Annotated in this window: 11 protein-coding genes; 3 read left to right on the top strand and 8 right to left on the bottom strand. The window is 73.0% G+C overall.

The genetic code is table 11. The annotated features are described in order from the left end of the window. Positions 1 to 206 precede the first annotated feature (206 nt). The 8 genes from AB0D49_RS33190 to AB0D49_RS33155 all read right to left on the bottom strand — a co-directional run bounded on the left by AB0D49_RS33190 (position 207) and on the right by AB0D49_RS33155 (position 10,641). Positions 207 to 2,708, bottom strand: a complete 2,502-nt coding sequence (locus AB0D49_RS33190) for a Helicase associated domain protein (RefSeq protein ID WP_362764903.1) — start codon at positions 2,706 to 2,708, stop codon at positions 207 to 209. A 528-nt stretch (positions 2,709 to 3,236) separates the two neighbouring features. Further along, positions 3,237 to 4,163, bottom strand: coding sequence for an endonuclease/exonuclease/phosphatase family protein (locus AB0D49_RS33185; RefSeq protein ID WP_362764900.1), 927 nt, complete (start codon positions 4,161 to 4,163; stop codon positions 3,237 to 3,239). Between the two features lie 143 nt (positions 4,164 to 4,306). Continuing rightward, positions 4,307 to 5,116, bottom strand: coding sequence for a hypothetical protein (locus AB0D49_RS33180; RefSeq protein WP_362764898.1), 810 nt, complete (start codon positions 5,114 to 5,116; stop codon positions 4,307 to 4,309). A gap of 165 nt (positions 5,117 to 5,281) precedes the next feature. Next, positions 5,282 to 6,010, bottom strand: a complete 729-nt coding sequence (locus tag AB0D49_RS33175; RefSeq protein ID WP_362764895.1) for a hypothetical protein — start codon at positions 6,008 to 6,010, stop codon at positions 5,282 to 5,284. 297 nt (positions 6,011 to 6,307) lie between these two features. Further along, complete coding sequence (locus tag AB0D49_RS33170; protein WP_362764892.1) at positions 6,308 to 7,531, bottom strand: GntR family transcriptional regulator; 1,224 nt, start codon at positions 7,529 to 7,531, stop codon at positions 6,308 to 6,310. Next, on the bottom strand, positions 7,528 to 8,727 hold the full coding sequence (locus AB0D49_RS33165; protein ID WP_362764889.1) for a GntR family transcriptional regulator: 1,200 nt from the start codon (positions 8,725 to 8,727) through the stop codon (positions 7,528 to 7,530). Before AB0D49_RS33165 ends, AB0D49_RS33170 begins: the two co-directional genes overlap by 4 nt. Before the next feature lie 150 nt (positions 8,728 to 8,877). Continuing rightward, positions 8,878 to 9,450: a hypothetical protein gene (locus AB0D49_RS33160; protein ID WP_362764886.1), complete on the bottom strand. Its 573-nt coding sequence runs from the start codon at positions 9,448 to 9,450 to the stop codon at positions 8,878 to 8,880. Between the two features lie 114 nt (positions 9,451 to 9,564). After that, positions 9,565 to 10,641, bottom strand: coding sequence for an aldo/keto reductase (locus tag AB0D49_RS33155; RefSeq protein ID WP_362764883.1), 1,077 nt, complete (start codon positions 10,639 to 10,641; stop codon positions 9,565 to 9,567). A gap of 564 nt (positions 10,642 to 11,205) precedes the next feature. Here AB0D49_RS33155 and AB0D49_RS33150 point away from each other — a divergent pair. The 3 genes from AB0D49_RS33150 to AB0D49_RS33140 are packed head-to-tail and all read left to right on the top strand — an operon-like array spanning position 11,206 to position 13,336. Next, positions 11,206 to 12,504, top strand: coding sequence for an ATP-binding protein (locus tag AB0D49_RS33150; RefSeq protein WP_362764880.1), 1,299 nt, complete (start codon positions 11,206 to 11,208; stop codon positions 12,502 to 12,504). Then, positions 12,504 to 12,962, top strand: a complete 459-nt coding sequence (locus AB0D49_RS33145) for a roadblock/LC7 domain-containing protein (protein ID WP_362764877.1) — start codon at positions 12,504 to 12,506, stop codon at positions 12,960 to 12,962. The genes AB0D49_RS33150 and AB0D49_RS33145 overlap by 1 nt, the downstream gene beginning before the upstream one ends. After that, positions 12,959 to 13,336 carry a DUF742 domain-containing protein gene (locus AB0D49_RS33140; protein ID WP_362764874.1) on the top strand — a complete coding sequence of 126 codons (378 nt, stop codon included), beginning with the start codon at positions 12,959 to 12,961 and terminating at the stop codon, positions 13,334 to 13,336. The genes AB0D49_RS33145 and AB0D49_RS33140 overlap by 4 nt, the downstream gene beginning before the upstream one ends. Positions 13,337 to 13,353 lie beyond the last annotated feature (17 nt).

The raw sequence follows: 13,353 nt of genomic DNA, 5'->3' as shown, positions 1-13,353 counted from the left end.
CGGTACCCCGGGACAACGATCCTGCCGACCGGATCGAGCACAGGTCTTTGAGTCGGAACGGAAACCGCATGAAAGAGCGAAATCCGAAAGGTGTGGCGGCCACCGAGCCGCACCAGCTCCGGGGGGATCCCCGAATGGCCGATGGCCGGATCGCCGGGGCCGGAGGGGAGTTGTGGGCCGGTCTCTCCCGGGGTGCGCGGAGGGAGTCATGGGCGCCCTCGTTGGTGCCAGAGGGGGTGGATCGCGCCCAGGCTGTTTTCGGCGCCGGAGGAGAGTTTTCCTTCCCTGTGCTTCTTGCACTGCTGGTAGTACCAGTTGCCCAGGGGGCCGGAGGGCACGCTGAAGTGCCCGTGACAGGCGTAGAAGCGGGCCAGCTCGGTGCGGCGGGCGTCCCAGCGTTCCCGGGCCGGGTCCCAGGGGAAACCGATCTTGTCCAGCAGGTCTGTGAACTCGGCGGGGAGCGTGCCGGCCTTGTGGCTGGTGCGCTGGGTGGCTTTCCACGAGCGCACGTCCACGTCTTCGGGGGTTCTGAGGCCGGCGGGGACATTCCAGTGGCCGTGCTCGGTGTGGAAGTTCTTGAGCATGTTGTAGGCGGAGAGCCACAGGGCGCGGCGCCGGTCGGTGAAGTCGATCCCGATGGTCTTCATCAGCGCGAGCTGCCACGGATCGAGGCGGCCGTTGCGGTGGGAGACGTACTGGCTTTCCAGCCATACGGCCTCCGGCATGTCACCGGGCAGACGCAGGACGCTCGTGCGGCGGTCGTGGACGGCCTTCAGCTGGTGGAAGCGGCGCATCCACCGGTCCTGCCGCGCGTCCCAGGGGAAGCCGATCCGGTCGAGCAGGGTCCGGCGCTCCGGGTGGAGCCTGCCCTGCCGCTGGAGGGTTCGCTGCGCCGTGCACCAGTTCAGGGCGATGACGCCGTGCGAGGTGGTGAAGTCCGGATCGAAGACGAAGTGGCCCTGCTCCGCGGCACGGTGCTTCACCTCGGTACAGGTCGTCGTCCAGGACTCGCCGAACTGGTCCCAGACCATGCCGGCCTCCACCAGACGTCCGGCGCGCTCCTGTATCAGATCACCGGCGTTGTGGGCGACCCGCTGCTTGGTCCACCAGGAACCGAGGCGCAGGCCGGTGGGCGTCACCCAGTCGGACGGGATGTCGGTGTGCCCGAACTCCTCACGGAAGGCGAGCGCCGCGCCGTAGAACTCGTCCCAGGTGTTCGTGGCGCAGCGGATGGTCCGCACGGTGATGGCGTCCGCGAATCCGGGCGGGACGGGGATCCCGGTGACCTCCAGCCACTGCGGCAACGTCAGCAGTGTGTCGCTGGAGTCCGCGTCCGGGTTGTTCGCGGCAGGCCGGGCGCCGAGGTCCTGACGCATCCGGGACAGACGGTGCGCGAGGCCGTCGTCATGAGCGCCCAGGGCCCGCACCACCTGCCACACCGGCGCGAAGCGTGAGGTGCTGAGGGCGGCTTCGGGGTCCTCGCCGGGTTTGAGGAGCACGGGCACGATCACGGACGCGGTCTTGGGTTTGGACCTGTCTCCCCGGCGCAGGGCACGGCCCACGGCCTGGATGCAGTCGATGGCCGATCCGCGGTTGTCGACGAAGGCCACGCAGTCCACGGCCGGCACGTCGATGCCCTCCCCCAGGACGCGCGCGTTGCTGATCACGACGAGCGAGTCGTCCTCGGCCCGGAGCCGGGAGAGGGTGTTCTTGCGGTGGGCGAGGGACTCGGAGCCGTGGACGTGTCCGACCACGAGCCGGGCGGGCCGCTCCCCCGCCGGCAGGTGCGCGGCGGCATGGGCAAGCGTGCCGGAGAACAGGCGGGCCGCGCTCACCCTGTTGTGGAACGTGATCATCCGGCGCAGCCCGTAGGTGCGAGCGGCCCGCAGCACCGCTATCTGCGTGGCCAGCACCGACGGCGGCACAACGGACGGGCCGACCTGGTAGAAACCGTCCGCCGCCTCGGCCGCGGCCCGCACCTCCTCGTCGGTGACGACCGGGACGATGATGCGGTAGCCGGCCAGCAGCCCCAGTTCCGTCGCACGGGCGAACCCCAGACGATAGGCGACCTCACCGAACACCTTCGGATCGTCCATGCTGACACTGTCCCCGCCCCCGGCCACGATGCGTGGCGTGGCGGTCATGTACTGGCGCAGCGCGGCCGGGATGAACGCATTGCTGTGGACGATCGCGGACGCCTTGCCCGCGCTCCCGGCACTGCGGTGCGCCTCGTCCAGGATGATCAGGTCCCACATCGGCAGCCCGTGCTCCGCGTGGGCCTGCGCGACACAGCCCAGGCTCGCATAGGTGACCGCGACAGTGACCCGGCCCGGCCCGGCGGTCAGCCTCGCCAGCTCCTCGGCACCGGTGGTCACCGCCGCCCGCCGCCCGGCCGGATGCGGCTGTTCCCGCAGAACGTCCTTGTCCGAACAGACCGCCACGACACGCCCCAGGCGCGGCTCCCCGAGGACGGCACACCATTCCCGCAGCGTCTGCGTGACCAGCTCCAGGAACGGCACGACCACCAGAACTCTCGCCGCCTCTGACCGCCCGGTCAGCGCGTCCACACTGGCGGCGGCGATCCGGGTCTTGCCCGTCCCGCAGGCCAGGACGGCGGTGGCACGCTCGGCCGTGGCGAACGCGGCGGTGAGCGCTTCCACGGCTTCTTGCTGGTGCGGCCACAAAGCGGCGCGCGGTGTCTCGGACAACACAATCCTTACGAGGCAAAGACGCATGGACAGGGAAGGGGGAAGAGCGGGCGGCGCGGCGATTCCCCGACCGTCTGGCTGATCAGACCGGTCAACGGGGCCACGACCAGGGTCCGCGTGCCGCCTGTGCCCGGCCGGCCGGCGACGGCAGCGCCGACCCGCGTCGTGCCCGTGCCGCAGGCCGTGACCGCGGTGGTGCGCCGGACGCCGGACAGTGCCCTGACGATGTCGTCGACCGCGGCGCTCCGGTGAGGCCACAGGCCCGCACCCGCCTGTGTCAGCACCTGCGGCATCCCGGCCTTCCACACCCGCGCCAGGTACCGATCCGGCGGAGCAGGCACCGGAGCCCGGCCGGCAGGCGGCGCCGCCTCCTCCTGGGCTGCGGTATCGACGCACCACGGCAACTCACCACTGGACAAACCAACGCCCCACTGGACTCGACCGGACTTGACCGGACTTGACTCGGACGGGCGGCTGGGTACCCGGCCGGGCAGGGGCTCGCCGCCTCCCGCCCGCAGCGGAGGCACCTCAACTGCCCTGCTCCACCAGGGGATGGGTGGTGCTGAGGACGCGGTCGACGGCGTCGAGGTCGAAGTGGGCGAGGGTCAGCGCGTGGTCGCTCCAGTGCGCGATGTCGGCGGTGTCGACGACCTCGAACTTCAGCAGGGCGTGGCTGAGGTCGGGGGTGCTGGTGATCCAGTCGACGCGCTGGGGCGGTCCCTGGTCGGTGCGACGGAGGCTGGCTGTCGCCTTCAGCGCGTCCGGCTGGCCCAGTTCGGTGGCCGCGTGGTGGCCGAGGTCGGTGAAGACGGGACGCCCGCAGGGGGCGGGCGCAGTGAGGATCTCGCTGGGCCGGGTGTCGCAGACACGCTGTCCCGCGCGTTCGAGGGTGCGGTGCCAGTAGTGGGCGGGGTCGTCGACCGTGCTCCAGTCGAGGGGGGTGGTGGTCTCCTCGTCCGTGCGGTGGGGGTAGCTGTTGGCGTCCAGACCGATCAGTGCGGTGCGTCCCCTCTCACCGAGAGTGGTCAGGCGCCGTGCCTCGGTGGCGCGCAGGCCGGCGCAGAAGTGGGTGAGGTGGGCGGAGGCGAGGTGCAGGATTCCCGGCAGTCCCCTGCGGCGGACCCGCACATGGGCGATGGGTTTCCAGGGCAGGTCGTGGTGGGAGGGCCTGACGGTCTCGAACAATTGCGGGTCGGTCATGACGCCGGTGGCGTACTTGCTGCGGCCCTCGGCCGTGCGGGCCATGAAGCCGTGCAGCCCCAGTGCGTTGGCCTCGGTCCACAGGTCTGTCTCGTCGCCGGGTGCCCGCGTCAGGAGTTCCTGCCGCAGGACGATGTGCGGCCTGTAGTGGGCGAGGACCTCGCGGTGCGAGGCGTAGCGGCCGGGGCCTGGGCGTGGGAGGCGGCCGTTTCGCTCGGCGTTCCAGGAGGCGACGGTCAAGGTGCTGGCGGTCATGGTCCCTGCCTCTCTTGCGGGATGGGTTTCGGTTCGGGCCCGGCTGCAGTTCCCTGCCGGGGAAGGCACGGTTCCGGCAGCTTGGTGGGGTGCTGGGCCGGGGCCGGGGCCGGGGTTCGGTTGCGGACAGCGGGGTGGCGGCGTCAGTGCGGGAAGGGGTGCGCGGCGGTGACGGACCTGAAGTCGGGTCCGTCGTGGTAGGCGAGGAACGCGGTCGGTGGTGGTGTGCCGGTCACAGCGGGCTCTGCCTGGCGGGTGCGGTAGCCGTGGGAGCGGACCGCGGCCGCGGCCGAGCCCAGTGCCTCATGCGTGGGGGAGCCGGGGGCCGGGGTCACGGTGACGCAGGCCGCGTAGCGGGCGGACGGCGGCCACAGGCAGGTCGCCAGGTCCCGGACGGTGACATCGGCGACGTGCGGGAGGGCACTCAGGTTTATGCGGGTCTGGAGCCGCGAATGGGGCGTGTTCTCCGGCCAGCCGAAGGTGCTGCGGGGCGGCGGGACGTGCGCCCAGGCGCCGGGCGGTCGCCGTGGCGGCTGCCGGCCGGGCCTCGTCCTGTACACCAGCAGCTCGGCGTGCCGGTCCGTGGCCGGGTCGGGGCGCCGTCCCGCATGTTCGACGGTGTAGCCGAGAGAGCGCAGGCCGGCTGTGACGGCGTCCAGCCGCGCCGCCCAGTGGGCGCCCCTCTGTGGCGGGGGTGTCTGCCGGCATGGCCACCACTGGAGGACCACGCACAGGGCGGCGCCGCGCGGCCAGGCGCAGACGGGCGCGTGCTGGGCCCGGCACCAGCCGTCGCCGGGGGCGATAGCCCGGCGCCAGACGGTCTGGCCGTCCTGCCCGTGCACTCGGGTCAGGTTCTCGCCGATCCGGAGCTGGTCGAGGTCTGCGGTGACGGCGGCGACTACCGTCCGGGCGGCCCCGTAGTGGGGGCTGGTGGGAGGCTGTGTGCGGGTCATGGGTCCTTGGGCTGGTCGCGGAGGGGCGGCGGAGGGCCGGGGGTCGGGACGCAGGCTGGTGCCCGGCCGTGGTGGTCGGCCCGCCCGGCGGTGCCGCGCGCACGGGGGGTGCGGTCGCGGGGCGGGTACTGGCCTGGCTGCCGGGCCGGGACCGGTGGTGGTGCTCTACGGCTGTCGCAGGCGTGCCAGAGGTTTGAGCCGGTCGCCGAGTGCGCGGATGTGGTCCAGGGGCGCGGGCCCGATGTGGACCTTCGCCGTGCACCCGTGGTCCCCGCATCCAGGGGTGGCGGTCACCTCGATGCGGGGCATGACGGGGCGCAGACGGTGTCGGAGGAGACGGCGCAGGTCGTCCAGGCGTTGCCAGCCCGAGTAGTGGAACGTCTTCCGGCCGCCGAGGAGGCGCTGGAGGCGGATGGCCTGGGGCACGGTGAGGGTGATCTCCACGTCTTCGCCCCGGGCCCGGGGGGTGACGGTCGCGAAGGGCCGGTCCCTGTGGTGGCGGCCGATGGCGTGGAGGAGAGACCGCAGGTGGAGGGCGGCCTGGTGGGCGTCGGGCATCTCCCGCCTCACCAGAGTGGTGAGTTGTTCCACGGCCTTCGGCGAGGACAGGGTGATCTGCGGCTCAGTCCACAAGGAGACGCGGACCTGCGCGTCGATGCCCTGGTCGTGCAGGGCCCGTTCCAGGGCTGCGGCGCGGGTGGCGGTGAAGGCGCCGAGGTCGGTGCCCGCGAGGGTGCCGGTGGCCCACTGGAGGGTGATCGTGAGGGCGGCGTCTGGGCCGGTGTCGTCTCGATCCGCTGTTCTCGGGCTCCACTGACGGTCTGACAAAACGGTCAGGAGTGCGCGGGTGGCACCGGCGTGGTCGTCCGGGCCGGTTGGGTCAGGGGTGGTCACGGTGGTCCTTGAGGTCGTAACGGATGCCTGCGGCACGACCCGGCATGAGTGCCGCCGCTTGGGCGGTTGGGCGTCGGCAGGCTCATGCCGGGTCTTCGGTGCCCGGCGTGGCTGCTCCCCACGAGCGGCTGCGCCGGGACCGGGGTCCCCGCCCCCGGGGACGGTCGGAGTCCGGTCCGGGGGCGGGGCGTTCGTGGCGGGGTTCACATCGCGAGGGCGACGCACAGCCCCCGCGGCGGGCCCCCGGGGCGGGCCCCGGGGCGGTGGGGGCCGGGGTACCGGGCCTGGCCGGGGAGTTCAACGGGTGTGGCTGTCGGGCTGGTCGGGCCCGTACGGGTGGGTGACTTCTGCTGCCGGTGGGGATGCGGCCCGTCGGGCGGTGACCAGTGCGGCGGCGAGGACGGCCAGGTGCCAGGGCCGCAGCCATGGCGGGTCGGGCAGCGGCGCGGACGCCAGCTCCGTGAGGAGAAGGCCGTCGCGTCCGCTGTCCTGTGCGGGGACGGCAGCCGCGAGGATCCTGAGCCGCTCCCACTGCCCGGTGAGATTCTCGGCGGGGACGGAGCGCCGATTGCGCCATTGCCGCCGGACGTAGTCCGGCAGCAGCACGTCGTCGTCACGGGGGCCGGGTCCGGCGGCCGGCGGTGCGCTGCGGGGTGGTGGGGGCAGGCCGAGGGCCGGAGCGAGGACGAGGGCGCCGCCTTTGCCCGGAACCTGGAGCAGACCCTTGCCGGCGAGGAGTTGCAATGCCGCCCGGACCGGATCCGCTCCGCACAGGAAGAGCCGCCCGAGGCCGGAGGTCGTGGGCAGGCGGGTGCCGGGCGGGTAGAGGCCGGCGGCGATCTGCGCGGTGAGCCGGCCGGCGATGTAGCGGGCCCTGGTCTGCGGGCCGTCCTCGGGGACCGGTACGACGAGCTGCTGCGGGCCGCGGCGGTCGAGGATGCTGTCGGCGGTCAGATCGGTGAGGACGTCTGTGAGCCGTTCCCGGGGGCAGCCGAGGGCCTTGGTGAGGGCGGTGCGGGAGAGCACCGTTCCGGGCAGGTACCGGCCCGAGCTGATACCGGTGGTGAAGTGCTCGGTGAGTTCGGAGATGGACAGGCCCGGAGCAGCGGAACTGTCGATCGCGCGCAGCAACTGACGCAGCGCCGCGCGGAGGAGGATGACGCTGTCGGTGCTGGCGGGGCCGGTGGGACGGTGTTCGGCGGCCGTCAGCAGTTCGTCCCATCGTGCTGTGGCGGTGAGGGAGATGATCTCGGCCGTGCGGCAGGTCCGGGCGAAGGGGACCCAGCGGTCCAGACGTTCGCGGAGCACGGCCGCGTCGTTGGCGACGGCAGCCGCGGAGGTGAACCGCGGCCGGGGCAGGCGGGCACAGAGGGCCAGGTCCGCGCGGAGCGCACCGGACTGTGCGCTGGTGAGGGCCAATGGGGCGCCTGGACCGCCGGGTCCGGCCGGTGCCGGGTCCGGGTCCTTGGCGGGGACTCGGTCCGGGCTTCCGGTGAGCGGGTGGGGCGGCGGGGCTGTCATGCCCTGCTCCGGAGGTGTGCGGAGGGCTGACGGGCCGTGGGGGAGTGGACCTGCGCTGGGACGTCGGGATGGAGGGGCATCCGGGCTCGTGGCGCTGGGACCGGGTGAACTGGAACGGGGGAGTGGTGTGGTGGTGCGGGAGGGAGTGCGTTGCTGAGCGCGGTGGCGAGGATGGCGAGGTGCCACGGCCGCAGCCACTGCGGATCGGGGAGCGGTGCGGACGCCAGTTCGGTGAGGAATCGGCACGGGCCGTCCGTATCCCGGTGGGTGGCTGTCTGGCTGGCGCGGTGTCTGAGCTGGGCCCACTGGCTGTCGATCGTCCCGGCGGTGACGGGGGTGTGGTGCCGCCACTGGCTCCGGACCTCGGACAGCAGGTCCGGGTGCGGGTGCGTGCCCGGCGGGTGCGGGGCCGGTGGCAGTGCCGGGGCGCGGGCAGGCGCGGGCAGGGCGAGGGCGGCGTTCTGCACCTGCGCGCGGCCTCTGTCCGTGAGGTGCAGCAGCCCGCTGTCGGTGAGGAGCCTGACGGCGGTGTTGATCAGCGGTGCCTGGCACAGGAAGCGCTGGGCGAGGTCGTGGACGCGCGGCAGCAGTGTGCCGGGCGGGTAGAGGCCGGCGGCGATCTGCGCGGTGAGCCGGCCGGCGATGCAGCGGGCCTGGACCCGCGGGCCGTCGCCGGGCACCCGCACGAAGACCCGTACCCCGCGCCGCTCCAGGACCCCCGCGGCAATCAGGTCGCCGACGGCGTCCTTCACCCGCTCACGTGGCACGCCCAGCGCCTTGGCGGCCCGGTCGGGGGAGAGCGCTGACCCGGCCGGGCAGTGGCCGCTGCGGATCTGCGTGGTGAGGTGGTCGGTAATCTCGGCGATCGACGGGCCGCGGGCGGCGTAGCGGTTGATCGCGCGCAGGAGTTCCCTGACGGTGGTGTTGAACGCGAAGACGGCGTCGGCGGGCGCGGTGGGGTGAGGTGGGTCGGCGGCCTGGGCGAGGAGGGTGTCCCAGCGGGCTGCGGCGGACCGGGAGCCCGCCTCGGTGGCCCGGCAGTTTTGGGCCACGGGTACCCAGTGGTCGAGGACGGTCCGCATCGTGGTGGTGTGCCGGGCCAGGCCCGCCGCCGCGACGGAAGCTCCCGTGGGCAGGCGCCTGGTGCGGTACAGATCGGACCGGAGCAGGTCACGGGCCGTCTGGTCCAGGACCACTCGGGCAGGAACTGTCGGGCAGGCGCGTGCTGCTGCGGTGCCGGGGGCAGCGGCAGGGGCGGGACGTGCAGTCAAGGGGGGAACTCCTGGAGGCGGGCTTCGTGGCAGGGACGCGGGGCAGCATGGAGCGGCCGCGCGGGCCGCGTTGGGTCAGCGGGGTGCGACGGCGGTGCGGGGGACTGCGGCGGGGGCCGGGGCCGGGGCCTGGCCGGGGCGCGTGGCGAGGAACTGTGAGAGCGGCACGTTGGGGAATCGGGTGTCGGCTGCGGAGCACGTCACGGAGTCGGTGAGCAGTGCGGCGGCGGCAAGCTGGTTGCGTGTCTTCGCCGCGAAAGCGGTCCTGAGCTGGGTCAGTACCGTGTCGACGGTCCGTTTGGAGATGTCCAGCCGGGCAGCGATGTCGGTGGCGGAGTGGCGGGTGAGTACCTCGTGCAGGACGCGGGTCTGCGCGCCGTTGAGGCGAGGGCGGGGCGACGGGAGGGCGACGTCGGTGTCGGTGATGAAACGGTGGAGGACGGCGAGGGACGCGGCGTGCCAGGTGGTGTCGGCGCCCACGGCGGATCGCAGGCGGTTGAGGCGTTCGCTGATCGTCCGCGGCTGGTAACTGAAATGGCGCGCTATGGCGTTGAGGGTGTGCGAGGTGGCGATCATGCGCAGCAGTTCGAGGTCGACGGCCGTGAGTTCGGGCGGCGCGGGTGGGGAGGCGAGGTGGAACTCGGACATGGTGACTCCGTTGTGCAGTGGAGGCATGATCGGGTGCCGGTTCGGGGCTGGTCCGCCGGTCCTGGCTGCGGCCCGGGGTGCCGGGGGTGTCCGGCGGTGTGGGCATAGGCCGGTTCAGGGGTTTGCCGGTCCGGCCGGGCAGGGTGTGCGGGGACCGGCCAGGCGGGTCAGTTCGGTGCGCAGGGCGGCGTAGGCGGCGCGGACGGCGTGGTGGTCCTGGTCGCTGAGGTCGTCGGTGAGGCCGGTGTAGTTGGCCCTCGCCTGCTGCGGGCTGGACGCTCCGGCGACGACGATGGATTCGGGGAACTCCTTCAGGCAGTGGAGCAGGGCGAGGCGTGTGAGGCTGTGGGGGCCGGGTCCGGCGAGCTCGCGCAGCGGCAGCAGGCAGCGCCGGGCAGCCTCCAGCACCCCTCGGGTGAGGCCGGAGCGGACATCGCCGGGGCTGAAGGCGCGGCCGGGGGGATAGGCGCCGGTGAGGAGGCCCTGGGCCAGGGGCTCGCAGATCATGGTGGCGGCGCCGTGACGCCGGGCGAAACCGAACACGTCCTCGTCGCCCAGGACCGGGGTGTGGCCTGCGGGGCCGAGCGGGCTGACGGTGGTGCAGATGACCTCGGGCCGGATCCGCTGGAACAGGTGCACGAAGCGGTCCGCCGTTGCGCTGCTGCCGGTCACCGGCAGGCTGGGGGCCCGCATGCCGACGGCTCTGATCGTTTCCGTGTCGCGCAGGGCCTGGAGCGTCTCCAGGGCCTCGTCGAGGTAGCGGTCGTGCGGGCCGAAATCGGTGTGGTGCAGGACGAGGACATCGAGGTAGTCCGTGCCGCCGAGGTTCTCCAGGCTCTGCTCGACCTGCCGGTACAGGTTGAGGGAGCTGGTGCCGTGCAGTCCGGTACCCCTGAACGCGCCGATCGTGCAGGCGATCCGTACGTCTTCGCGCCGCACACGGGTGAGCATGCGGCCCAGCAGCCGCTGGGAGTGGCCCATGCCGTACACGTCGCAGGTGTGGTAGACGGTCGCACCGTGGTCGTGGGCGGTCAGGAGGGTGGCGAGGGCGGTGTCGTCGGTGACGGCCGCCCAGCCCACGTCCTGGCCCTGGTTGAGGGCCGGTCCTCCGAGGGGGCGGCAGCCGGCCCCGAGGGGATGCTCGGCCCGTTCGGCGAGCAGACGCCGCCGGGGCGGTTGGGGAGCAGTCACGCAGGGGCTCGCTCTCGTCACGGGTTCACGGAGCCGGTCCTCTTCACGGGTGCGGCGCGGCGGTGCCGCGGCAGCGGGTGAGAGGACGGCAGGGCACGCGGGGGCGGGAAGGGGAGCCTCCGGGCGGCCGGGCCTTTAACGTTGTCATCCGGGCGCCGGGCCGGTCCAGCGGCTCCGCCACCCAGTACGGCACCCATTTCACGCTGGAAGCCGGACGCGAGGCGGTCAACTTCACCCGTTACATGGCGAGTTCGGTGTGGGCGGGCGGGGTGTCGGAAGGGCTGTGAATGGTGCCCCGAATGGGGCGCCTGTGCTCTGGACGGTGCGGCGGCGGGCGGGGCAGGCTGTTGATCAGCTCCCCGGCGGTCCCGGCCGGCCCGTGCCGGCCGGTGGCTGTCACCTCATCCCGCGCCACCGGTGAGCCTCTTCGTGCCTTTGGGCCCGCTCTTGTGCTGTCCCGTCCTTTCCAGCCGCCGGTGCTCCGCGGCGGCAGGTGCCCCCGGGTGACCTGGCGTCACCGCCTGCCTCCCGGAGCGCCGGCCCCGAACTCCAAGGAACTCGACCGTGCTTGTGACCTCGGAAACCGCCGCCGTGGTGCTGGGCGCCACGACCGCCGCCGGCTTCGCCTGGGGGGCGTGCATGGCGAGATCCCGGGCGCGCACAGCCCGGCGCGGCCAGGCACAGATCCGGGCTGCCAGGGCACGCTCCGACGTGGCGGAGCAGTCTGTGGCCGACCTGCTCGAAGAGCTCCGGTACCTGAACGCGGTCCGGATACCGGCGCTGGCCCAGCACCTGGTCAGCCCCCATCTTCAGGTTCCCGGCCCTCGCGTGGAGCGGCTCGCCGGGACCGAGGCCGCGGCTCTGATGGATGCGGTGCTCTCCCACATCGAGGGCATCGTGCGGGGGCAGAGGAGCCGTGTCGACGCCGCCGCCTGGACCGCGGTGAGGGGCACCGCCTCCACGACCCAGTCCCTCGCCAACCGCGTCCAGAGCGCGCTCGAGGAACTCCAGCGCCGGCACGAAGACCCCGAACTGCTCGGCACCCTCTTCTTCATCGACCGCCTGAACGAGCAGCTGCTGCGGCAGCAGCAGAAGCTGGCCATCGCCAGCGGCCGGTGGCCCGGTCATGTGCGCGCCGACACCCACGTGCCCGATGCGGTCATCGGTGCCCAGTCGCGTGTGACGGGCTGGGAGCGGGTGAAGGTCACCAACCGGCTGACGGCATCCGACGTCGGTATCACCGGCCGGGCGGCCGAGCCTGTCGCGGTCATCGTCGCCGAGCTGCTGTCCAACGCCGTCGAGCATTCCCGCGAGGACCTGCCGGTCGACGTGCTGCTGATGCAGACCGACAGCGGCACGGTCAGCATCGTCATCGACGACGCCGGCAGCGGGATGACCGCGCAGGAGATGGACAGGGCCGGGCGCAGGATGGCGGGCGAGGGACTCGACGGGCTGCTCCTGAGCGGGCTGGGTGACCCGCCCGCGCTCGGCCTCGTCGCCGCCGGCCGCTGCGCCACCGAGAACGGGATCACCGTCTCCTTCCGCACGTCACCTTTCCACGGGGTGCGGGCCATCGTGTCCATCCCGCCGGACCTGCTGGTCACCATGGACGCCGGGCAGCCCGTCTCCGCGCTGGCACCGCTGCCCGCACCCCACCCCCGCCGCGACACCGGGTCCGGCGGGCCGGACAGCATCGCGGGCGGCGGCCTGCCCACGCGCCGCCGCAAATCCCGTGCCGCGGCGACAGGCCGGCCCGACACGGCTGTGCTGCTGCCCGACCCGGCCACGGCGGCGGCCCGGTTCGACGAGTTCCAGAGCGGCCTGCCCGCCGCGCACTCCGCCCCCGACCCCGAGGACGCCTGATGAGCGAGTCCGCTCCCACCCCCGCGCCCACGTCCGCTCCCACTCCAGCGCCCACGTCCGCGGCGCTCGCTCCGGTCGCCCTGATCCCTCATGTGACGGGCGTCCTCCTCGCGACCAGCGACGGCATCCTCGCCGACACGACGGACGGCTTCACCCGCGATCAGGCGGAGGGCACCGCCGCCATGGCCACGTCCTCGCACAGCGCGCTGCGCGCCACCGTCGCCGCGGTGTTCGGGCTCGGAGAGGGCGAGGACCCCCAGATCCAGACCCACACGATCGTGACCGGTCACGGCACGATCATGATGGTGCCGGCCGGAAGGAACGCGACCCTCCTCATCGCGGGAACACCCGACATGCAGATGGGCGTGGTGATCGGCGAAGCCACCCGGCAGGTCCGGAGGCTCGGCGACAAGACCATGTCGGCGCCCGCCCGCCATCTCGGCGGCGGACCGTCATGACCCGCCGCCCCGAGGGGCGCCGGATGGTCCCGGCCTACCTGGCGGTCGGCGGGCGCGCGGTCTTGTCCCGCAACACGCTCCAGGGACTGACCGCCCTGTCCGTGACCGGCCTGCGTCCCGGCCCCCAGCAGCCTCCCGCGCACCAGCGGATGATGGGCCTGCTGGAGGGCGGGTCCCTGTCGGTCGCCGAGACCGCCGCCTACCTGAACCTCCCCGTCGGCGCGTGCAAGGTCATCGCCTCGGAACTCGTCGACGGCGGACATCTGACAGCCCACCGGCCCGGCCCCCTGTTCCCGCCCGGCGACGGCGGCCCGGCCCAGGTCACCACCGGCATCCTGGAAAGGCTGGTCAGTGGACTCCAAGCTCTCAAGTAGCAGCCTTCCCGCCTACC

This window comes from Streptomyces sp. NPDC048290, from assembly GCF_040652095.1.
Classification (GTDB): domain Bacteria; phylum Actinomycetota; class Actinomycetes; order Streptomycetales; family Streptomycetaceae; genus Streptomyces.
The sequence above is the reverse complement of the archived record's forward strand: the minus strand, read 5'-3'. Positions and strand labels throughout refer to the sequence as shown.